This window comes from Lentzea atacamensis (assembly GCF_003269295.1).
GTDB classification, from domain to species: Bacteria; Actinomycetota; Actinomycetes; order Mycobacteriales; family Pseudonocardiaceae; genus Lentzea; species Lentzea atacamensis.
On the sequence record NZ_QLTT01000007.1, the window covers coordinates 425,934 to 445,506 of the forward strand.

Annotated in this window: 24 protein-coding genes; 14 read left to right on the forward strand and 10 right to left on the reverse strand. The window is 69.3% G+C overall.

Annotated elements, in window-relative coordinates:
• Positions 1-57 precede the first annotated feature (57 nt).
• On the reverse strand, positions 58-819 hold the full coding sequence (ppgK, locus tag C8D87_RS30920; protein WP_109640412.1) for a polyphosphate--glucose phosphotransferase: 762 nt from the start codon (positions 817-819) through the stop codon (positions 58-60).
• A 115-nt stretch (positions 820-934) separates the two neighbouring features.
• Between ppgK and C8D87_RS30925 the strand changes: the two genes are divergently transcribed.
• Positions 935-1,729, forward strand: coding sequence for an inositol monophosphatase family protein (locus C8D87_RS30925; RefSeq protein WP_109640411.1), 795 nt, complete (start codon positions 935-937; stop codon positions 1,727-1,729).
• A gap of 1 nt (position 1,730) precedes the next feature.
• Here C8D87_RS30925 and C8D87_RS30930 read toward each other — a convergent pair whose 3' ends face one another.
• Both C8D87_RS30930 and cei read right to left on the reverse strand, forming a co-directional pair.
• Positions 1,731-2,255: a hypothetical protein gene (locus tag C8D87_RS30930; protein ID WP_146231781.1), complete on the reverse strand. Its 525-nt coding sequence runs from the start codon at positions 2,253-2,255 to the stop codon at positions 1,731-1,733.
• Positions 2,256-2,286: 31 nt separating this feature from the next.
• Complete coding sequence (gene cei, locus C8D87_RS30935; RefSeq protein ID WP_109640409.1) at positions 2,287-2,991, reverse strand: envelope integrity protein Cei; 705 nt, start codon at positions 2,989-2,991, stop codon at positions 2,287-2,289.
• A gap of 421 nt (positions 2,992-3,412) precedes the next feature.
• Between cei and C8D87_RS30940 the strand changes: the two genes are divergently transcribed.
• A complete protein-coding gene (locus C8D87_RS30940) occupies positions 3,413-3,712 on the forward strand; it encodes a DUF4193 domain-containing protein (RefSeq protein WP_030464829.1) in 300 nt (99 codons plus the stop codon).
• A gap of 57 nt (positions 3,713-3,769) precedes the next feature.
• Here the strand turns inward: C8D87_RS30940 and C8D87_RS30945 are convergent, their stop codons facing one another.
• The gene (locus C8D87_RS30945; RefSeq protein ID WP_233440093.1) at positions 3,770-4,231 is read right to left on the reverse strand and encodes a DUF3093 domain-containing protein; all 462 of its coding nucleotides are present in this window, start codon (positions 4,229-4,231) and stop codon (positions 3,770-3,772) included.
• 24 nt (positions 4,232-4,255) lie between these two features.
• Here C8D87_RS30945 and dut point away from each other — a divergent pair, with 24 nt between their 5' ends.
• Positions 4,256-4,738, forward strand: a complete 483-nt coding sequence (gene dut / locus C8D87_RS30950) for a dUTP diphosphatase (protein ID WP_112229311.1) — start codon at positions 4,256-4,258, stop codon at positions 4,736-4,738.
• 3 nt (positions 4,739-4,741) lie between these two features.
• Positions 4,742-5,356: a DUF3710 domain-containing protein gene (locus C8D87_RS30955; protein ID WP_112229312.1), complete on the forward strand. Its 615-nt coding sequence runs from the start codon at positions 4,742-4,744 to the stop codon at positions 5,354-5,356.
• Here the strand turns inward: C8D87_RS30955 and C8D87_RS30960 are convergent.
• On the reverse strand, positions 5,353-6,009 hold the full coding sequence (locus C8D87_RS30960; RefSeq protein ID WP_233440092.1) for an alpha/beta fold hydrolase: 657 nt from the start codon (positions 6,007-6,009) through the stop codon (positions 5,353-5,355). The two genes, C8D87_RS30955 and C8D87_RS30960, sit on opposite strands and share 4 nt — an antisense overlap.
• Before the next feature lie 84 nt (positions 6,010-6,093).
• Here C8D87_RS30960 and C8D87_RS30965 point away from each other — a divergent pair, with 84 nt between their 5' ends.
• Positions 6,094-6,459 (forward strand): OB-fold nucleic acid binding domain-containing protein, encoded by a 366-nt coding sequence (locus C8D87_RS30965; RefSeq protein ID WP_036013248.1) that lies wholly within the window; start codon positions 6,094-6,096, stop codon positions 6,457-6,459.
• Positions 6,456-7,205, forward strand: a complete 750-nt coding sequence (locus C8D87_RS30970; RefSeq protein ID WP_112229313.1) for a DUF3159 domain-containing protein — start codon at positions 6,456-6,458, stop codon at positions 7,203-7,205. The genes C8D87_RS30965 and C8D87_RS30970 overlap by 4 nt, the downstream gene beginning before the upstream one ends.
• A gap of 69 nt (positions 7,206-7,274) precedes the next feature.
• Here the strand turns inward: C8D87_RS30970 and C8D87_RS30975 are convergent, their stop codons facing one another.
• The 3 genes from C8D87_RS30975 to C8D87_RS46255 all read right to left on the reverse strand — a co-directional run bounded on the left by C8D87_RS30975 (position 7,275) and on the right by C8D87_RS46255 (position 8,684).
• Positions 7,275-7,469, reverse strand: a complete 195-nt coding sequence (locus C8D87_RS30975; protein WP_170166639.1) for a response regulator transcription factor — start codon at positions 7,467-7,469, stop codon at positions 7,275-7,277.
• Between the two features lie 234 nt (positions 7,470-7,703).
• Positions 7,704-8,192 (reverse strand): hypothetical protein, encoded by a 489-nt coding sequence (locus C8D87_RS30980; RefSeq protein ID WP_112229315.1) that lies wholly within the window; start codon positions 8,190-8,192, stop codon positions 7,704-7,706.
• 273 nt (positions 8,193-8,465) lie between these two features.
• Positions 8,466-8,684 (reverse strand): hypothetical protein, encoded by a 219-nt coding sequence (locus tag C8D87_RS46255; protein ID WP_170166640.1) that lies wholly within the window; start codon positions 8,682-8,684, stop codon positions 8,466-8,468.
• Here C8D87_RS46255 and C8D87_RS30985 point away from each other — a divergent pair, their 5' ends adjacent.
• Both C8D87_RS30985 and C8D87_RS30990 read left to right on the forward strand, forming a co-directional pair.
• Positions 8,685-9,236 (forward strand): RICIN domain-containing protein, encoded by a 552-nt coding sequence (locus C8D87_RS30985; RefSeq protein ID WP_170166641.1) that lies wholly within the window; start codon positions 8,685-8,687, stop codon positions 9,234-9,236.
• Positions 9,233-9,730, forward strand: a complete 498-nt coding sequence (locus C8D87_RS30990; RefSeq protein WP_109640402.1) for an RICIN domain-containing protein — start codon at positions 9,233-9,235, stop codon at positions 9,728-9,730. The genes C8D87_RS30985 and C8D87_RS30990 overlap by 4 nt, the downstream gene beginning before the upstream one ends.
• Positions 9,731-9,834: 104 nt before the next feature.
• Here C8D87_RS30990 and C8D87_RS30995 read toward each other — a convergent pair whose 3' ends face one another.
• Together C8D87_RS30995 and C8D87_RS31000 are read right to left on the reverse strand one after the other, a co-directional pair.
• On the reverse strand, positions 9,835-10,491 hold the full coding sequence (locus C8D87_RS30995; RefSeq protein WP_109640401.1) for a potassium channel family protein: 657 nt from the start codon (positions 10,489-10,491) through the stop codon (positions 9,835-9,837).
• Positions 10,491-11,153: a potassium channel family protein gene (locus tag C8D87_RS31000; protein ID WP_109640400.1), complete on the reverse strand. Its 663-nt coding sequence runs from the start codon at positions 11,151-11,153 to the stop codon at positions 10,491-10,493. Before C8D87_RS31000 ends, C8D87_RS30995 begins: the two co-directional genes overlap by 1 nt.
• An 82-nt stretch (positions 11,154-11,235) precedes the next feature.
• On the opposite strand from C8D87_RS31000, the gene C8D87_RS31005 reads away from it, so the two are divergent.
• From C8D87_RS31005 to C8D87_RS31030, 6 genes are all read left to right on the forward strand, one after another.
• Entirely contained in the window at positions 11,236-13,221 is a 1,986-nt protein-coding gene (locus C8D87_RS31005; protein WP_112229317.1) for an APC family permease, read from the forward strand.
• On the forward strand, positions 13,218-14,408 hold the full coding sequence (locus C8D87_RS31010; protein ID WP_112229318.1) for a class I SAM-dependent RNA methyltransferase: 1,191 nt from the start codon (positions 13,218-13,220) through the stop codon (positions 14,406-14,408). Before C8D87_RS31005 ends, C8D87_RS31010 begins: the two co-directional genes overlap by 4 nt.
• Positions 14,409-14,470: 62 nt before the next feature.
• Complete coding sequence (gene dxs, locus C8D87_RS31015) at positions 14,471-16,375, forward strand: 1-deoxy-D-xylulose-5-phosphate synthase (protein ID WP_112229353.1); 1,905 nt, start codon at positions 14,471-14,473, stop codon at positions 16,373-16,375.
• A 242-nt stretch (positions 16,376-16,617) separates the two neighbouring features.
• Positions 16,618-17,262, forward strand: coding sequence for a slipin family protein (locus C8D87_RS31020; protein WP_112229354.1), 645 nt, complete (start codon positions 16,618-16,620; stop codon positions 17,260-17,262).
• A 63-nt stretch (positions 17,263-17,325) separates the two neighbouring features.
• The gene (locus C8D87_RS31025; RefSeq protein WP_109640397.1) at positions 17,326-18,009 is read left to right on the forward strand and encodes a response regulator transcription factor; all 684 of its coding nucleotides are present in this window, start codon (positions 17,326-17,328) and stop codon (positions 18,007-18,009) included.
• Between the two features lie 14 nt (positions 18,010-18,023).
• The gene (locus tag C8D87_RS31030) at positions 18,024-19,151 is read left to right on the forward strand and encodes a sensor histidine kinase (RefSeq protein WP_109640396.1); all 1,128 of its coding nucleotides are present in this window, start codon (positions 18,024-18,026) and stop codon (positions 19,149-19,151) included.
• The last annotated feature ends 422 nt before the right edge of the window (positions 19,152-19,573 follow it).

Genomic DNA, 19,573 nt, shown 5'->3' on the forward strand with positions numbered 1-19,573 from the left:
CGCGCTCACCTGCGTTCTCGCAGCTAGATCGGGTCGGACACGTTTCGGTGTCGGCGGCTACGGCCTGACGCCGTGTGCGGCGGCCCACGCGGCACCGACGATGCCGGCGTCGTTCTTCAGCGCGGCCGCGACAACCTCGGTGCGCACCTCGAGCAGCGGCAACCACTTGTGCGCCTTCTTGCTGACGCCACCGCCGGCGATGATCAGATCGGGCCAGATGAGGTCCTCGAGGACGTTGATGTACCGCGTGACCCGCGGCGTCCACTCCTCCCAGGACAGACCCTTGTCCTCCTTCACCGACGCGGCCGCGCGCTTCTCCGCGTCGTGCCCGTCGACCTGGAGGTGGCCGAACTCGGTGTTCGGGACGAGCTTGCCGTCGAGGAACACCGCGCTGCCGATGCCCGTGCCGAACGTCAGCAGCACCACGGTGCCGTTCTTGCCGACGCCCGCGCCGAACGACATCTCGGCGATGCCGGCCGCGTCCGCGTCGTTCATCACGACGATGTCCTCGGGCTTGCGCTTGAGGCGCTCGGCGAAGAGCTGCTGGGCGTCACAGTTGATCCAGCCCTTGTCGACGTTCGCCGCGCTCAGAGCCACACCGTGCTTGACCACGCAGGGGAGCGTGACGCCGACGGGGCCGTCCCACTGGAACTTCTCGACGATCTCGGCGACGACGTCGGCCACCGCGTCCGGCGTCGAGGGCTGAGGTGTGGGGATCCGCATGCGTTCGCCGTCCAGTGTTCCTGCTTCGAGGTCGACCAGGCCGCCCTTGACTCCGGAGCCGCCGATGTCCACACCGAACCCGCGGGTGATGCCCATCCCCGTGGTCCTTCCTACTCGATCCTGCTGGCTTCGATTCAGTAACCGTGGTGCGCAGACATTAGCCTGACGTTGTCCGATAGTCCCGTGCTAGTGACGTAGGAGGGAACCGGTCGTGTTCGACCCCCGGCCACTCGTAGACATCGCGACGGACATCGGACGGGAAGCGGGTGCTCTTGTTCAGCGGATGCGCGCTTCCGCAGTGGTGTCGTTCGACACGAAAAGCACCTCGACGGACGTCGTGACCGCCGCGGACCGCGCCTCAGAACAACTCGTCCGGACGCGTCTGTCCGAGTTGCGTCCCGGCGAGCCGGTGCTCGGCGAAGAAGAGGGCGGCACGGTCGTGGAGGGGCTCACGTGGGTCGTCGACCCCATCGACGGCACCGTCAACTACCTCTACGGCATCCCCTGGTACTCAGTGTCGATCGCCGCGCAGCTCGACGGTGAGTCGGTCGCGGGCGCCGTCGTGGAGCCGGCGACCGGCCGGGTGTGGACGGCGGCCCGCGGGTACGGCGCTTTCCTGGACGGCTCTCCGTTGCGCGTGTCCACGGCTACCGATCTGTCGCTGTCGTTGCTCGGTTACGGGTTCGCGTACCGGCCGGAGCGGCGTCAGCGGCAAGCCGACACGTGGGCGGCCATGGCGACGCGGGTGCGCGACCTGCGGCGGGCCGGTGCCGCGTCACTGGATCTCTGCTCGGTGGCCGCCGGTCGGCTCGACGCCTACGCGGAGCACGCGCTGGGGCGGTGGGACTGGGCCGCCGGTGGGCTGATCGCTGCCGAGGCCGGTGCCGTCGTGCGGCTGCCGGGGTCGTCGCCGGAGCTGGGGGAGGACGCGACGTTCGCGGCCGCGCCGGGTATCGCCGACGCCATGTACAACGCGCTCGTCGAGTCGGGCTTCGGCAAGGTCTGAGTCAATGCGCGACCGGGGTCCTCCCGGTCAGCCCGGAGAGCAGGTCGACGACCTCGTGCACGTCGGGGACGTGGATCAGCTCCGCCACCGTTCCGTTCCCGTAGCCGTCGGGCATGATCCGCCGGTCGAGGCGGATGTAACCGGAGCCGTCCTTCTCTTCGACGTACGACAGGTTGTCGATCTCCGCGAGCCGTGCTGACCGCGCTCGCCTGCGGGGCACGGACACGACGCGTTGGTTGGTGACGTAGTAGGTCGTGCGGTGCAGCGTGCGGTAGCGCCAGATGAACGGTTCGGTGAAGTGGAAGACCTCCGGCACGACGACCGTCGCCAGCGCGATCATCCAGACTTCGTGCAGGTCCAGCGACGTGCTCACCAGACCGGCGATGACGGCGGTGATCGCGAACACGACCGCGTGGAACTTGAGGCTGAACCGCATCCACCGCAGGTCCAGGCGCAGGAAGACCGAACGGCGCACCGGCGAGCCCTGCCAGAGGACGCGTTCGTCCGGAAGAAGATCTACCCCCACGTGCGCAACGTAGCGGCGGGCGAGCGGAAAGTCAGCAGGTCACGTCGCGGGCACCGGCGAGGTTGTCCGCGTTCAGCGTCGGCGGGGTGGCCGCCGCCACCTGGCCGCCCTGCTGCTCCGGCTGCTGCTCTGCCCACTCCTTGAGCTGGTCGAGCACCTTGCGGGCGTCGGCGTTCGGCTTGACCTCGTCGAACTTCTTGCCGATCGCCACGTCGACGGTGGCGTCCTGGCGGTCGTCGCGCACGAGCTCGAGGCACGGTTCCAGCAGTGACAACGTCCTGGCCGCCTGGGCGCCGGGGGCTCCGAAGCGGATCTGGCCGCGGCAGTTCATGTCGCCCGCCGGGTAGATCGGGTCGTTGCCCGGGTCGGCCGCCTGCTTCAGGCCGAGCTCGGTGAACATCGTCGCGACGGCCTTGGCGTGGTTGCGCTGCGTCGAGGCGTTGATGACCTTGAAGTTGACGTCGCCGACCGGCACCGGGTCGGTGCGGTCCAGCGCGTCGTGCTCCAGCACCGTGCCGAGCGCGGGGGGAGGCGGGGTCGACGGGTTGGCCGGGTCGGCTGAGGTGGTCGCGTGGCCGGGTGGGTTGCACTTGATGGCCGCGTCGACGTCGCTGGCGTTGCCGAGCACCTTCACCCACACGAACACGGAGCTGACCAACAGCACCGCGAACAGGACGAGCGCGGGCAGGGGCCGACGCCGTTTGTATGGCGTCAAGCTTCCCGATGCGGGTCCCACGTCCGAAGCCCTCCCCGTGTTCCGTCCCCTGTGATCAGCCTAGGCCCTGCCCGGCTGTCGCGCGCCCTGGCGGGCGTGACCGACCGCACCTCCCTGATTGCTCACAGTCAGGACGGTACCGGCCCGGCGTCAGGTTGCACGCCGGGGTTCACGTGCTCCCGCACAGGGTATCGGTCCAGCGTAGAAAGGTTGTGTCACCCATCCGGTCGGTAAGGGGTAACCCGATGTCGAGTCACTCGGACAATGAGCTACCCTCTGCGCGCTCCGCCCACATGTGGATCAAGCCGACGGTCACGTCTAGGGGGTTGGCTTGCCACCGGGAGGGAGAGACCCACGTCACCTTGACGTGGGGCACAAAAGAGGGCGCTGGAGCGTTAACCAGCGACACGAACAGTCTCCGTAGACCGCAGGGGTGAAGAAGATGGCGACCGACTACGACGCGCCGCGTCGCAGCGAGGCGGACGAACTCGCTGAGGACTCCCTCGAGGAGTTGAAGGCCCGGCGGAACGAGACGCAGTCCGGCGTCGTCGACGTCGACGAGGACGCGAGCGCGGAGAACTTCGAGCTGCCCGGCGCGGATCTGTCCGGTGAGGAGCTCACGTTCAAGGTCCTGCCCAAGCAGGCCGACGAGTTCACGTGCTCGAAGTGCTTCCTGGTGCACCACCGCAGCAGGCTCGCCGAGGACAACAACGGCGTGTACATCTGCCGCGACTGTGCTTGATCTCCAAAGCCGAGAAAACTGGGCGCTCACCCGCACGGGTGGCGCCCAGTTGTGTTCTCAGGACTTGATCGCGGCGGCGAGCTCCTCCGGGCGCCGCGTGCTGATCACCCAGTACGGCGTCGAGTCTTCCGGGTCGTTCACGCGCACCCGCACGAGCGGCTTCACCCAGCCGCGGTGCACGACGTACGCCGCCGGGTCGAGGTGCGGGCCCATGGCCTTGCGCCGGTCCTCGGGGGCGATGATCTCGACGTCGCCGAGCAGGTCCAGCGGGATGTGCGCGTCACCGGCCCGCAGCTCGCCGTCGGACACCTCGACCTTCGTCGACCCCATGCGCACGATCAGCACGACCGTGAGCGGCAGCAGGATCACGTACGGCAGCCAGGAGCGGACACCGGGGAAGCCCATGTGCACCTCGGCGGCCAGCAGCGCGGCCGCCAGCAGCGGCAGCGGCCAGATCCACCACGTCACGTACAGGCGCTCGCGGAAGGTCGTAGTGGCGGTCACGGCAGTCTCACTCACGTCGTCAGGGTAATCTCGCCCGCCGTGTCCAGCGTCGAGGTGTTGCTGACCCGGCTCGATCCGGGGGTTCCCGTGCCCGCCTACGCCCGTCCCGGCGACGCGGGCGCCGATCTGGTCACCACGTCGGACGTGGTCATTCCACCAGGCGAGCGCGCGGTCGTCGGCACCGGTGTCGCCATCGCGCTCCCGGTGGGGTACGCAGGGTTCGTGCACCCCCGTTCCGGTCTGGCCGCGAGGGCCGGGTTGAGCGTGGTCAACACGCCCGGCACGATCGATTCCGGCTACCGCGGTGAGATCCGCGTTTGCCTCGTGAACCATGATCTCCGTGAGCCGATCGAGCTGTCGCGCGGCGACCGGATCGCCCAGCTCGTCGTGCAACGCGTCGAGCACGCGGTGTTCCGCGAGGTCGACGCGTTGCCGGAGACGGAACGCGGTGCGGGAGGCTACGGCTCGACCGGCGGGCACGTGGTGCTCGCCCGTACAGCGCTAACAGAGACCGAGGGGTAAGGGATGTTCGGAAGGCGCCGCAAGCGCGGTCGTCACTCCGCGGGGGCGGTCGACACCGGTCAGGAACACGACGAGGTCTTCGACGACGTCGAGGGCCCGTGGGACTCGACGATGGCTCCCCGTGACGATGTGCAGCGGCTCGACCTGGGATCGGTGCTCCTGCCGATGCCGGACGAGGCCCAGCTGCAGGTCGAGATGGACCAGCAGACCGGTGCCGTGCGCGCGGTGCACGTCCTCACACCCGTTGGGCAGCTGACGGTCAGCGCGTTCGCCGCGCCGAAGTCGGGTGGCCTCTGGAAGGAGGTCGGCGCCGAACTGATCGCCGGCCTGAAGGAGGACGGCGCCCGCATCAACCGCGAGAACGGCGAGTGGGGCGAGGAGATCACCGCGCGCAACCAGGGCGTGCAGATCCTCTTCGTCGGCGTCGACGGCCCGCGCTGGATGCTGCGCGGTGTCGCGGCCGGTCCGGAGGAGCACTTCGAGCAGAACTCCGCGGCGCTGCGGGAGATGCTGCGCGGCACCGTGGTCGTGCGCGGTGAGCAGCCGATGCCGCCCCGCACCCCGCTGCCGGTCGAGCTGCCGGAAGCGATCGCCCGGCACATCCAGCAGCAGGGCTAGCCCGCCTGTCGCCACGCCTGCACCGCGCGCCCCAGTGCGTGCGGGTAGGCGTCGAGCGTCGTCGTGGTGAGCACGGCGCGCGGGATGGCGTTCGCCCACTCCTCGGCGATCTCGATCGGGTGCACCGGGTCGTCGGTGCACCCGGCGATTCCCGTCGGCACGTCGAGGGTCTTCAGCTCGTCGAGCGTGGGCGCCGGAGACTCGGCGGCTTCTTCGAGGTGCGGGACCAGCAGGTCGCCGTAACCGCGCCAGGCCCTGCTCAGCTCGTCGTGCAGCCAGCCGGTGGTGCCGGCGAGCGCCGTTTCGAGGCCCCGGCTCGCGACGATCGCCGCGCTGGCCTTGGCCGCGAGCGCGGCGGGTGCCCGACCGGGAGCTCCGGTCCAGGCCGGCAGCGCGAGGATCAGGCCCGCGCACCTGTCCGGGTTGGCCACGGCCCACTTCGCGGCCACGTGCGCGCCAAGTGAGACGCCGCCCACCACGATCGGGCGGCTTGCCGCGGCATTTTCGAGGGCCGTCAACCGTTCACTGAGTGTGCGGACGCGCGGAGCGTTGAGAACGGCACCGACCTGGGACAACGGCTCGGTGAAGACAGAACGGACAAACACCTCGTCCGAGGCGGTTCCGGGCAGAAGCACGACGGTGTGGACAGGCACGCCCGAGATTGTCGGTCCTCGTGCGTACCCTCACTCACAGACGGTCCACACCACGGGGCCACATGAGCAATGCAGGAGTCGGGGATGAGCGGCTATTGGCGCCGCTTGGTGCGTCGCTTGACCAGCGACGTCACCGAGCTCGACGCGGACGACCTCTCGCGAAAAGCGGAGGCCGTCGGCGCGGTGAAGGCCTGCGACTGCAAGTCCGGTGAGGAGGTCACCGTCCTCGGCAGGCTCCGCAGCGTGGAGCTCTGCCCCAGGGACGCGGCCGCCACGCTGGAAGCCGAGCTCTACGACGGCACCGAGGGCGTGACCCTCGTCTGGCTCGGCCGCCGTCGCATCGCGGGAATCGAGCCTGGTCGGACGATCAAGGCGCGTGGCCGCATCGCCGTGCGCGACGGGCGCAAGGTGCTCTACAACCCCTATTACGAGTTGCAGAACGCTTCATGACTTCAGCCAAGACCGAAGAACAGCAGCCCACCGTCCTCGAGCAGATGGGCGGCGTGAGCGGAATGCTCTACTCGTCGCTGCCCGTCGTCGTCTTCGTGATCGTCAACTTCGCCGCCAAGAACCTCATGGCCGCGATCATCAGCGCCCTCGCCGCCGCCGTCGTGATCGGCGTGATCCTGGCCGTCCGCAAGGGCACGGTCCAGCCGGCGATCTCCGCCGTCTTCGGCGTCGGCATCGCCGCGTTCATCGCCTACAAGACGGGCGAGGCCAAGGGATTCTTCCTCTTCGGCATCTGGCAGAGCGTCGTCTACGGCAGCGCCTTCCTGCTGTCCATCATCGTGCGCTGGCCCCTGGCCGGTGTGATCTGGACGTTCCTCAACGGCCGCGACCGCTCCTGGCGCGCCGACAAGGCCTCGGTGCGCGACTACGACGTCGCGACCTTCGTCTGGGCCCTCGTTTTCTTCGCCCGCTTCGTGGTGCAGCGCTGGCTCTACGACGAGGACCAGGTCGGCTGGCTGGCGGTCGCGCGCCTCGCCATGGGCTACCCGCTGATGGCCATCGCCCTGCTGGCGACGGTGTGGGCGGTCCGCCGGGCCGACAAGCGCCTGAAGGCGGCCGAGGAAGCTGCCGCGGCGACGGCCGCCGAGAAGGAGGTCCTCGACCGCACGGCCGACGACCTGCTCACTCCGGACATGGACGAGCTCAAGCGCGTCGACTCCGAGGCCCGCGACAAGTCCAGAGACTGACCCGTGCGTTCTCCGCGGCCGGCGCTTCCTCGTGGAGGCGTCGGCCGCGCCTTTTCCGGCTGACGCGGGTCACGCCGGGCCGAGCACGGTGCGCAGTTCGTCGCGCCCCGTCACGCCGAGCACGCCGTAGATCGCGTGCAGGTGGTTGTCGACCGTGCGCTTCGAGGTGTGGAGCCTCTCGGCGATCTGCTGGTTGGTCAGGCCGGACGTGGCCAGGCGGGCGACCTCCACCTGGCGGCGAGTCAGATGGGTGAGGTCCTCCACGCGCAGCGCCGGAGTTGCGGACGCCGTCGAAGTCGCGCATCAGCAACGCCCGGCGGGCCGAGGCCTGGGAGGCGGCCCTGACGTTGCCCCGGGTCCGGTGCAGCCGTGTGGCGGAGGCGAGGGCTTCCGCGGCGTAGAGGGTGGCGCCCAGCCGCAGGAAATCCGTCGCCACCGCCTCCAGAACGGTCGGTGAGGCGTGCGCGAGTGCGGTCGCATGTGCCGAGTAGGCCGCGGTCATCGCGTCGTCCATGGTGGTCGTGAGGGCCGCCAGACGCAGCGACGTGTCGACGCCGAAACGGGCGGCGTCGTGCAGAGCCATGGCTTCGCCGCAGTGCACGCCCAGCTCGGCGCACTCGTCGGTGGCCGCCATCGCCGCGTCGGCCGCGCCGCGGACGTCGCCTGCGGCGGCGAACACCCACGGACAGGCTCCGGCACCGTCGTCCCGATCACCCGCCAGGCCGGGCGGTGTGCCTTCTCGGCACGGGCAAGGGCTTTCCGGGCGAGGTCGTCATCGCCGCAGAGCGCCGCGGCGCACGCGAGGCTCGCGAGCGCGATCGTGTCGAAGACCAACGGGTTCTCCGACGTCTTCGAACTGCCTTCGCGGGCAAGGCGCAGGGCTTGGGCGCCGTGACCACGCATGCGCGCGCAGAACGACAGCACGCTGTAGAGCGACGTCCGGCCGATGAAGGCCAAATCGTCGAACTGCGCGTCGTGCACCTTCAACGCCGCTCCGCCTCGACGAGGCGGCCAGCGCGAAGCAGCGAACACGCAGCGCGCCGTAATCCGGTGGCGGCGACTCGTCGCTCAACGCCAGAACCTCGGCCTCGTAGTGGGTGATCTCCTCGTCGGCTTCGCGGTACCTGCCCGCGTGCAGGAGGCACAACGCCCTGATGAGTCGCATGTGGAACGACAGGTGCGGTGCGACGGGCTCACGGGTGCTCGCCAGAACCGTGGTCATGTCGCGGTGGTGCGCCTCCTCCAAGGTCCGGACGACCTTCAGCCAGTCCCGCAGGTTCTGCGGGAGATCAGGCGCGCTGACGCGGTCGAGCACTGCGGCGGCGCCTTCGCGTCGCCCAGCGCGAAGTAGAGGTTCAACGACCTCGTGGCGCCGAGGCGGCTCAGGTCCGCGGCCGACAGCGGGCCGGACATCACGTCCGCCAGCGTGGCCTCGGCCTGGTCCGGTGCGCGGCCGTGCATCATCACCCGCGCGAACACGTGTCCGATCCGGCCCAGACCGCCCGCCTCGACAGCGGCACGGCACAGGCGCTCCGCGAGCGTCACGTCCCGTCGGCGGGCGCCGCCGAGTCCGGTTTCCAGATCTCGTCGCCTCACAACAACAGGTGCCTCACGGTCTCGGACTACAACGCGGCCAACGGCGCGGGGGTGCTGATGGTCGACGGTCAGGGCGCGACCAGCCAGCTGTGGAACTGGGACCCGCAGCAGCCGCTGCACCTGCGCAACGTGCACAGCAACAAGCGCCTGACCGCCGCGTGGTGCAACGGCGAGAACGGTGCCGCTCTGCACATGTGGCACTGCAACAGGGACTGGGGCAGCCAGATGTTCTACCGCCCGGCGTCCACTCCGGAGGAGGTCGGCAGGCTGCGGACGATGATGAGCCTAACCGGTGCGTGGAGATCTCCGGCGCGAACTGGTGGCAGGGCGCGAGCATGCAGCTGTGGGACTGCGCGGGCGGTAACCACCAGCGTTGGAACGCACCCTGACGCGAGCTGTATCAGGGCGCGCGCGGCGAGCGTCAGGTCCGCATGAAACCTCTGATTCGCAGGATTGCGCTCCTGGCCTCGCTCGCGCTCGTCTCGGGCGGCCTGCTCGTCGGCACGTCCGCCTCGGCGGGCGCGCAGACGGGGGCCTACGTCCAGTCGAAGTTCAACGGCCGGTGCATGACCGCCTCCACCGGGCAGAACGGCGCCGGCGTCATCATGGTCGACTGCGTGAACGCCCCGACCCAGCGCTGGTACTGGGACGGGCTGCGGCTGCGCAACGCCGACGGCGGCAGATGCCTCACCGCCGCCTGGGGCAACGGTGACAACGGGGCCCACCTGCAGATGTACGACTGCGACCCGAACAGGCCCGGCCACCAGACCTTCTACCGCCCGGCCTCGAACTCCTCCGAGATCGGCAGGATCCGGGTGTGGATGCAGGGCTACCGGTGCGTCGAGATCGCGGGCGCGAACTGGTGGCAGGGCGCCTCAGTCCAGCTCTGGGACTGCCACGGAGGCGGCAACCAGTACTGGTGGGTGTAGTGCCGTGACCGCCGGTCGGTGCCGCGTCTTCCGGCGCTCAGCAGAGCACCGCGATGCACCCGTCTGACCGTCGAAATACGGGGCACCGACCGGAGGTCAAGGCACTAATACCCGAGTGCGGTTTTGATGTCCTGCTCGACGGCGGCGGTGGTGACGAACAACAGCTCATCGCCGCCCTCGAGCGTGTCGTCCGGCTGCGGCACGATGACCCGTCCGCCGCGCAGGATCGTCACCAGCGCGGCGTCGCGGGGCAGCGTCAGCTCCGAGACGGCGCGGCCGGCGAAAGGCGTCGACTCGTCGAGGGTGATCTCCACGAGGTTCGCCTGCCCCTGCCGCAGCGTGAGCAGCCGCACGACGTCACCGATCGTCACGGACTCCTCGACCATCGCGGCCAGCAACCGTGGCGTCGACACGGCGACGTCGACACCCCACGACTCGGTGAAGAGCCACTCGTTCGTCGGGTCGTTCACGCGCGCGACCACACGACGGACCGCGAACTCGGTCTTCGCCAGCAGCGACACCACGAGGTTGACCTTGTCGTCACCGGTCGCGGCGATCACCACGTCGCACAGGTGCATGCCCGCATCCTCCAAAGAGGACAGCTCGCACGCGTCGGCCTGCACCCACTCGGCCTGCTCGACGGAGTTCGGGTCGAAGTGCGCCCGGTCCCGCTCGATCAGCATCACCTGGTGCCCGTCCGAGACGAGCTCCTGCGCGATGGACCGGCCCACCGCGCCCGCACCCGCGATCGCGACCCGCATCAGCTCTCCTCCGGTGCCTGCAGCGCCGCCGCCGCGACGTCGGTGATCGTGCCGGACAGCGCCGCCACGTAGATGGTGTCGTCGGCCTGCACGACGGTCTTGGCGTCGGGCAGCACACCCGTGCCGAACCGCATCAGGAACGCCACCCGCGCGCCGATCGCGCCTTCCAGCTCGAACACGGGCCGCCCGACCCACATCTCGTCGACCTCGATCGGCAGCACCGCGACGGTGCCGGACGGGTCGCGCCACGCGGTCGCCGCACCCTCGGGCAGCAGCATGCGCAGGAACCGGTCTGTGCTCCACGGCACGGTCGCCACGGTCGGAATGCCCAGCCGCTCGTACACGGCGGCGCGCTTGTGGTCGTAGATGCGGGCGACGACGTGCTCGACGCCGAAAGTCTCCCGCGCGACCCGCGCCGAGATGATGTTCGAGTTGTCGCCGCTCGAGACCGCCGCGAACGCGCCCGCGCGCTCCACGCCGGCCTCGATCAGGACGTTCCGGTCGAAACCGTTGCCGACGACCTGCTGGCCGTGGAAGTCGCTGCCGAGCCTGCGGAACGACTGCGGGTCCTTGTCGATCACGGCGACCTGGTGGTCGAGTCGCTCGAGGGCCCTGGCCAGGGAGGCTCCCACCCGGCCACACCCCATGATCACCACGTGCACGACATGCCTCCTCAGGCGAACTCTGGGCAGAACCTACCGAGCATTAGCCCGTCCCGGTGAGCGGACCCCTTACGCTCTGGCCGTGTCCAAGCTCGCCACCGCTGCCAAACGCCTCCTGGTAGGCAGGCCGTTCCGCAGCGACCGTCTCTCGCACACCCTCCTCCCCAAACGGATAGCCCTCCCCGTCTTCGCCTCGGACGCCATGTCCTCGGTCGCCTACGCGCCCGAGGAGATCTTCCTGATGCTGTCGGTGGCTGGCCTGAGCGCCTACGCGCTGGCGCCGTGGGTGGGCGTGGCGGTCGTCGTGGTCATGCTCACCGTCGTCGCCAGCTACCGCCAGAACGTGCACGCCTACCCGTCGGGCGGCGGCGACTACGAGGTCGCGACGGTCAACCTGGGACGCAGAGCAGGGCTCACCGTGGCGAGCGCCCTGCTCGTGGACTACATCCTCACGGTCGCGGTGTCGATCTCGGCGGCGGCGGCGAACATCGGATCGGCGATCCCGTTCGTCGCGACCCACAAGGCGGAGTTCGCGGTCGCGGCGATCGTCGTGCTCACGGCGATCAACCTGCGCGGCATCCGCGAATCCGGCGCCGCGTTCGCCATCCCGACCTACGCGTTCATGATCGGCATCATGGGCCTGATCGCGTGGGGCCTGTTCCGCGGGCTCGTGCTCGGTGACGAGATGCGGGCGGAGAGCTCCGGTCTCGAGATCCACGCCGATCAGGACCACCTGATGGGTCTCGCGTTCGTGTTCCTGGTGATGCGTGCGTTCTCGTCGGGCTGTGCGGCGCTCACCGGTGTCGAGGCGATCAGTAACGGCGTGCCCGCGTTCCGCAAGCCCAAGTCCCGCAACGCCGCCACGACGCTGCTGCTGATGGGCGGTATCGCGGTCGTGATGCTGATGGGCCTGATCGTGCTCGCCCAGCTGACTGACGTGCGGATGGCCGAGTCGCCGCAGCACCAGATCACCAACGCGCCGGCGGGCTACGAGCAGAAGACGATGGTGGCGCAGATCGCCCATGCCGTGTTCGACTCGTTCCCACCCGGCTTCTACTTCATCACCGGCGTGACCGCGCTGATCCTCGTCCTGGCGGCGAACACGGCGTTCAACGGCTTCCCGGTGCTCGGCTCGATCCTCGCGCAGGACCGCTACCTGCCCCGGCAGCTGCACACCCGCGGCGACCGGCTGGCGTTCTCCAACGGCATCGTCTTCCTGGCCGGGTTCGCGGTCGTGCTGGTGATCGCGTTCGACGCCGAGGTCACCAGGCTGATCCAGCTCTACATCGTCGGCGTCTTCGTGTCGTTCACGATGAGCCAGCTCGGCATGATCAAGCACTGGCAGCGGCTGCTGAAGACCGAGAAGGACGTGGAGTCCCGCAAGCGGATGCGCCGCTCGCAGGCGATCAACACGTTCGGCCTCGCCATGACCGCGACCGTGCTGATCATCGTGCTCATCACGAAGTTCACCAAGGGCGCGTGGATCGCCATCGCCGCGATGGCCGCCATCTACGCGTTGATGACGGCGATCCGCAAGCACTACGACACCGTCGCAGAGGAGCTCCGCCAGCAGGAGCGGGTGCGCACGATGCCCGCCCGCAACCACGCGATGGTGCTGGTGTCCAAACTGCACATGCCGACGCTGCGTGCGTTGTCCTACGCCAAGGCCACGCGGCCGGACGTGCTGGAGGCCGTCACGGTCAACGTCGACGACGGCGACACCCGCCGGCTCGTCGCGGATTGGGAGAAGGAGAACTTCAAGATCCCGCTGAAGGTGATCGAGTCGCCGTACCGCGAGATCACCAAGCCCGTGCTCGACTACGTGAAGCGCGTGAAGACCGACAACCCGCGCGACGTCGTCACGGTGTTCATCCCCGAGTACGTCGTCGGTCACTGGTGGGAGCAGCTGCTGCACAACCAGAGCGCGTTGCGGCTCAAGGGAAGGCTGCTGTTCCAGCCGGGTGTCATGGTGACGAGCGTGCCGTGGCAGCTCGCGTCGTCCGTGAAGGTCAAGGACAAGGACGTCATCGCGCCCGGCGCTGTCCGAAGGGGACTGGACGACCGATGAGCTGGGTGGGCTCGAAGTTCGAGGTAGAGGTAGGACCCGTCGCACACGGCGGGCATTTCGTCGCACGGCACGAGGGACGCGTTCTGTTCGTGCGGCACGCACTGCCCGGTGAACGTGTCGTGGTGTCGGTGTACGAGGACAACGGCGGGTCGTTCTGCCGTGCTGACGCCGTGAAGATCCTGGAGCCGTCACCGGACCGCGTCGAGCCGCCGTGCCCGTTCAGCGGGCCGGGGATGTGCGGTGGCTGCGACTTCCAGCACGTGTCGTGGGACGCCCAGCGGGAGCTGAAGGCGCAGGTCGTCCGCGAGCAGCTGGCGCGCCTCGGCAAGATCGAACGGGACGTCGTCGTGGAGGCGTTGCCCGGCGGTCCGCTGGAGTGGCGGACCCGGATCCGGATGGCCGTCGACCGCGACGGCAGGCCGGGTTTCCGAGGCACCCGTTCCCACGATGTGATCCCGGTGGACCACTGTGTGATCTCGCGGCCGGGCATGGTCGAGTCGGTCGCTGACCGGAAGTGGCGCGCGCAGGAGATCACGATCACCCAGGACGGTGACGGCAACCGGCATGTGGGTGAGGTGCGCGGCCGACACACCGTGCGCCGCGCCGGAACCGGTACGGCCGTTGAGACCGCCGCCCAACGAAAGTGGCGAGTTTCGGCGGACGGGTTCTGGCAGGTCCACCCGGCGGCCGCGGACACGTTCGCGTCCGTCGTGGGGGAGTGGATCGCGGCCGAGCCCGGCCAGCGCGCGTGGGACCTCTACGGCGGCGCGGGCCTCTTCGCGTCGGTGCTGGCGCGGCAGGTCGGCGAGACGGGGTCCGTGCTGGTCGTCGAGTCTTTCGCGGGTGCCGTGGAGGACGGCCGGCGCAACCTCCGCCGCATGCCGCAGATCGAGTGGGTGGTGGGCAAGGTGGAGCGTCTCGTGACGCGCGCACTGCCCGTTGAGGACCCTCACGTCGTGGTGCTCGACCCGCCTCGCAAGGGCGCCGGCAAGATCGTTGTGGCTGAAGTCGCACGACGCCGCCCGGAGCGGGTCGTCTACGTGGCCTGCGACCCCGCCGCTCTCGCCCGCGACCTGGCTGAATTCACAGTTCAGGGGTACCGGCTCGAAGACCTGCGGGCCTTCGACGCGTTCCCCATGACGCACCACGTGGAGTGCATCGCCCTGCTCGTACCTGAGACGAGGTGACAAAGCGTCTCAGCTGAGTCTCCGTAGACTGAGCCGAAGTCTTCAGGAGTGAGGTGGGCGTGGTGACCCTGCTGGAGTCCGTGCATGGACCGGCTGATCTGAAACGGATGGACGAGGCGCAGCTGAGGCAGCTGTGCGAGGAGATCCGGCGTTTCCTGGTCGACAAGGTGTCCAAGACGGGCGGGCACCTGGGGCCCAACCTGGGCGTCGTCGAGCTGACCGTGGCGCTGCACCGCGTGTTCGACTCGCCCCAGGACCCGATCGTCTTCGACACCGGGCATCAGTCGTACGTGCACAAGATCGTCACGGGTCGCCGCGACGGCTTCGACCAGCTGCGTCAGCAGGGTGGCCTGTCCGGTTACCCGTCGCGTTCGGAGTCCGAGCACGACGTGCAGGAGAACTCGCACGCGTCGACGGCACTGTCGTACGCGGACGGCCTGGCGAAGGCGAAGCAGCTCACCGGCGACAACGGCCACGTCATCGCGGTCGTCGGCGACGGCGCGCTGACCGGCGGCATGTGCTGGGAGGCGTTGAACAACATCGCGGCGGACAAGACGCGTCCGGTCGTGATCGTGGTCAACGACAACGGCCGCTCGTACTCGCCGACGATCGGCGGTCTGGCCGACCACCTGTCCACGCTGCGGCTGCGTCCCGGCTACGAGCGCGTGCTGGAGAAGGGCAAGAGCGCGCTGCAGCAGACGCCGTTCTTCGGCAAGCCCCTGTACGCCGCGCTGCACGCCGCCAAGCGCGGCATCAAGGACGCGCTGGCCCCGCAGGCGATGTTCGAGGACCTCGGCCTGAAGTACATCGGCCCGGTCGACGGTCACGACATGGCGACGCTCGAGTCCGCTCTGCAGCGCGCCAAGTCGTTCGGCGGACCGGTGATCGTGCACGCGGTCACCCGCAAGGGCAACGGGTTCGCGCCGGCCGAGAACCACGAGGCCGACCAGATGCACGCCACGGGCGTCATCGACCCGATCACCGGCGAGAACGTGAAGCCGTCCAAGCGCACCTGGACGCACGTGTTCTCCGACTCGCTGGTGGAGATCGGCCGCGAGCGCTCCGACGTCGTGGCGATCACCGCCGCCATGCAGGGCCCGACCGGCCTGGACGCCTTCGCCAAGGCGTTCCCCGAGCGCTGTTTCGACGTCGGCATCGCCGAGCAGCACGCGCTGACCTCCGCCGCCGGTCTGGCGATCGGTGGCCTGCACCCGGTCGTGGCCGTCTACGCGACGTTCCTCAACCGGGCGTTCGACCAGCTGCTGATGGACGTCGCCATGCACAAGCAGGGCGTCACGGTGGTGCTGGACCGCGCGGGCGTCACCGGCCCGGACGGCGCATCGCACCACGGCATGTGGGACATGTCCATCCTCGGTGTCATCCCCGGCATCCACGTCGCCGCGCCGCGTGACGCCGCCACGCTGGCCGAGGAGCTGCGCGAGGCCGTGGCGATCTCGGACGCGCCGTCGGTGATCCGCTACCCGAAGGCTTCCGTGGGCGCGGACTTGCCCGCGTTGGAGCGTGTCGGTTCCGTCGACGTGCTGCGGCGGTCGGGCAACGACGTGCTGCTGGTGACCGTCGGCGCGTTGGGCGAGCTCGGTCTCGAGGCCGCGCAACGGCTCGAGGACCAGGGCATCGGCGTGACGGTCGTCGACCCGCGCTGGATCTACCCGCTGTCGGTGGACCTCGTGGAGATGGCCGCGTCGCACAAGGTCGTCGTGACCGTCGAGGACGGTGGCCGCCACGGTGGCTTCGGCTCGGCTCTCGCGGCTGCCCTGCGCGATGCCGACGTCGAGGTGCCGTTGCGCGACATCGCTCTGCCGCAACGGTTCCACGACCACGGTGAGCGTGCCGAGGTGCTGGCGCTGTGCGGCATCACCGCGCAGGACGTCGCTCGTCGCGTCACCGAGTGGGCCGCCCGGCTGGAGTGCCTGCCCGTCGAAATTGACGAGCCCGCGGACAAGTAGGCCGCTACTCTCCACCCCCACGCCCGCTTTTTTGTGGCCCGGCAGGTCTCCCTCGCCGGGTTCCACGATCGAGGCGGGTGTTGGTTGCATATGGAGCATCAGGTTCGACCCCTGAAAACCACGACCCCGGTCGCACACGGGGCTGTCCGGCTTTGCGAGTCTCTTGTGGACTCCCGCCGCGACGGTTCGCCGGCCGGGGTCGTGGTCTGCCTGGACGGTCTGCCTGGACGGAGGTGGAGACGATGAAGCACACGTTGTTCCCGTGGGAGCGGGGCGTCCGATTCGATCGTGGCGTGCTGGTGGGTGAGCTCGGGCCGGGACAGCACCGGCTGTCCTGGCGGCGTTCGCGGCTGCATCGCGTCGACATCCGTCCTCGCACGATGACCCCGGCGGCGCAGGACGTGCCGACCTCCGACGGTGTGCTGGTCCGCGTGACCGTCGTGGTGCGGTGGGCGGTGTCGTCGGCGACGAAGTTCGTGGTGGAGTCCGCGGCACCGGAGGACGAGCTCTACACGGCCGTGCAGCTGGCACTGCGCGGTGCGGTGCTCACGCGCGCGCACTCCGCCGTTGACGCTGAGCGTGGCGCCATTGCGTCCGAGGTGCTGGCCGCGGTCGCTGCTCGCGCCGGGGAGCTCGGTGTCACGGTGTCCGACGTGGCCGTACGCGATGTCGTCATGCCCGGTGAGCTGCGGCGGGCCGCGCTGGCCGAGCTGGTGGCGGCGTCCGAGGGACGCGCGGCGCTGGAGCGGGCGCGCGGCGAGACGGCTGCTTTGCGGTCGTTGCTGAACGCGGCCCGGCTGGCGGAGGAGCACCCGGCGTTGCTCGAGCTCCGCGCGCTGCAGGCCGCCTCGACGGTCGTGGTGGACCGGCCGGGCCGCAGGTCGTAGCCGGAACCGGCCTGTGAAGGTGTCGTTAAGCGCCTTCTCAGGTCGATATGGCACCGTTGACGCGTGCGGATTCTGGTAGTCGAGGACGAGGCGCCTCTGGCCGACGCGATCGCTCGCGGCCTGAGGCGTGAAGGTATGGCCGTGGACGTCGCCTACGACGGCGAGACCGGGCACGAGAAGTCGACCGTCACGCGGTACGACGTCGTGGTGCTCGACCGGGACCTGCCTGGGATGTCCGGCGACGAGCTGTGCAAGGAGATCCTCAGCTCCGGCGCGCTCACCAGGGTCATGATGCTGACGGCCAGCGGCACGATCGAAGACCGTGTCGCGGGACTGTCGCTGGGGGCGGACGACTACCTCGCGAAGCCGTTCGCGTTCCCCGAACTGGTCGCGCGCGTACGGGCGTTGGCTCGGCGCGCGACGCCGGCGACGCCGCCCGTGCTGTCGGCGCAGGACGTCGAGCTCGACCCGGCGCGGCGCACCGTGTCGCGCGGCGGGCAGCCGATCGAGCTGACCCGCAAGGAGTTCGGTGTGCTCGAGGTGCTGCTCGCGGCCAAGGGATCGGTGGTGAGCAGCGAGGAGCTGCTGGAGCGGGTGTGGGACGAGAACGCCGACCCGTTCACCACGACCGTGCGCGTCACCGTCATGACGTTGCGCAAGAAGCTCGGGGAGCCGGGCATCATCGACACCGTCGTGGGCTCCGGTTACCGGGTGCCGAGCGCCTCGATCGGACCCGCTGAAGCCTGATCTCGGGGACTGCCATGCGACGGCGCGGGCCCGGACTGCGTCTCCGGATCACCCTCCTCACCACCGCGCTCGTCGCGGTGGTGAGCGCTGTGCTGCTCTTCCTCGGGTGGACGCTGGTCGGGCGCGTCTTCGACTCCTCGCCGTCGTTCCCCGCCGGCAGCCAGGTCACGGTCGACGGCGTCAACGTCGACGTGACGGTGCTGACGGACGCGCTGACCGACGCCGCGCGCCACGACCTGCTGCAGGCCGGGCTGATCGCGTTCGCGTGCATGGTGGTCGCCGCCGCGGTGCTGGCGTGGACGTTCACCGGTCGTGTCCTGAAGCCTCTGCACGACGTCACCGGTGCTGCGCGCCGGTTGTCGGCGGAGTCGCTCGGGTCGCGGTTGCGCCTGGAGGGCCCGCGGGACGAGGTCGCCGAGCTCGCGGACACGTTCGACGCGATGCTCGACCGGCTCGAAGCGGCCTTCGACTCGCAGCGTCGGTTCGTGGCGAACGCGTCGCACGAACTGCGCACGCCTCTCTCGGTGGTGCGCACTGAGCTCGACGTGACTCTCTCCGACCCGGACGCCGATGTGGAAGAACTGCGGCGCATGGCCGGGGTCGTTCGCGCGGCGGGAGAGCGTGCGGAGCAGTTGGTGTCCGCTCTGCTGCTGCTCGCACGCACGGACGGCATCGGGCTCGCGGTGCGTGAGCCGGTCGATCTCTCCGCTGTCGTCGAGTCCGCGTGGAAGGCCGTGCACGCGGAGGCGGAGGCACGCGACCTGCGCACGGTGTTCCGGTGCGCGCCGGCGCTCGCGGTCGGGGACCCGGCGTTGCTGGAGCGCATCGCCGGCAACCTGCTGGAGAACGCCGTCCGCCACAACCACGTCGGCGGCTGGATCGAAACGGTGGTGGAGACCGGGCCGCAGTGGTCGGTGCTGCGGGTGTCGTCGTCGGGTCAGCTGATCGCGCCGGACCGCGTGGAGGAGCTGTTCGAGCCGTTCCGCCGCGGGGTCAAGGACCGCACCAGTCAGTCCGGCACGGGTCTCGGGCTTTCGATCGTGCGCGCCGCGGTGGCAGCGCACGGCGGGTTTGCGCAGGCAGTGGCCGTGCCGACGGGTGGCCTGTCGGTCACCGTGCACCTGCCGGCCGCACCTCGTTGATCAAGAGATACAACTTGTCGAAGTGGCGCCGGTCACACTGTGCGTCGATCTTGCCGGGTTTGGGCCGTCCGCGTGGCGCTTGACCTGCGGTTACGCCGTAAGTGACCCCCGATTTGGATCTCGGTGGGCGCCCGTGTAAATTTCTCTCTGCCAGCGCGGAACGGGCCGGGAAACACCGGAACGGAGCGCGGCGAAAGACTTCTAAGCCTGACACAGCCCCGGAAGTGACTCTCCTCGGAGATGAGCTGCGGTGTGCGCGTGTTCTTTGAGAACTCAACAGCGTGCCGATAACACAGTCAGTAATATGAATACTCCTCGTCAGGAGTATTCCTTTGAGTAGTTTTACCAGATTGCCAGACATATTCCGTCTGGAGCGATCAACACAATCCTTATTGGAGAGTTTGATCCTGGCTCAGGACGAA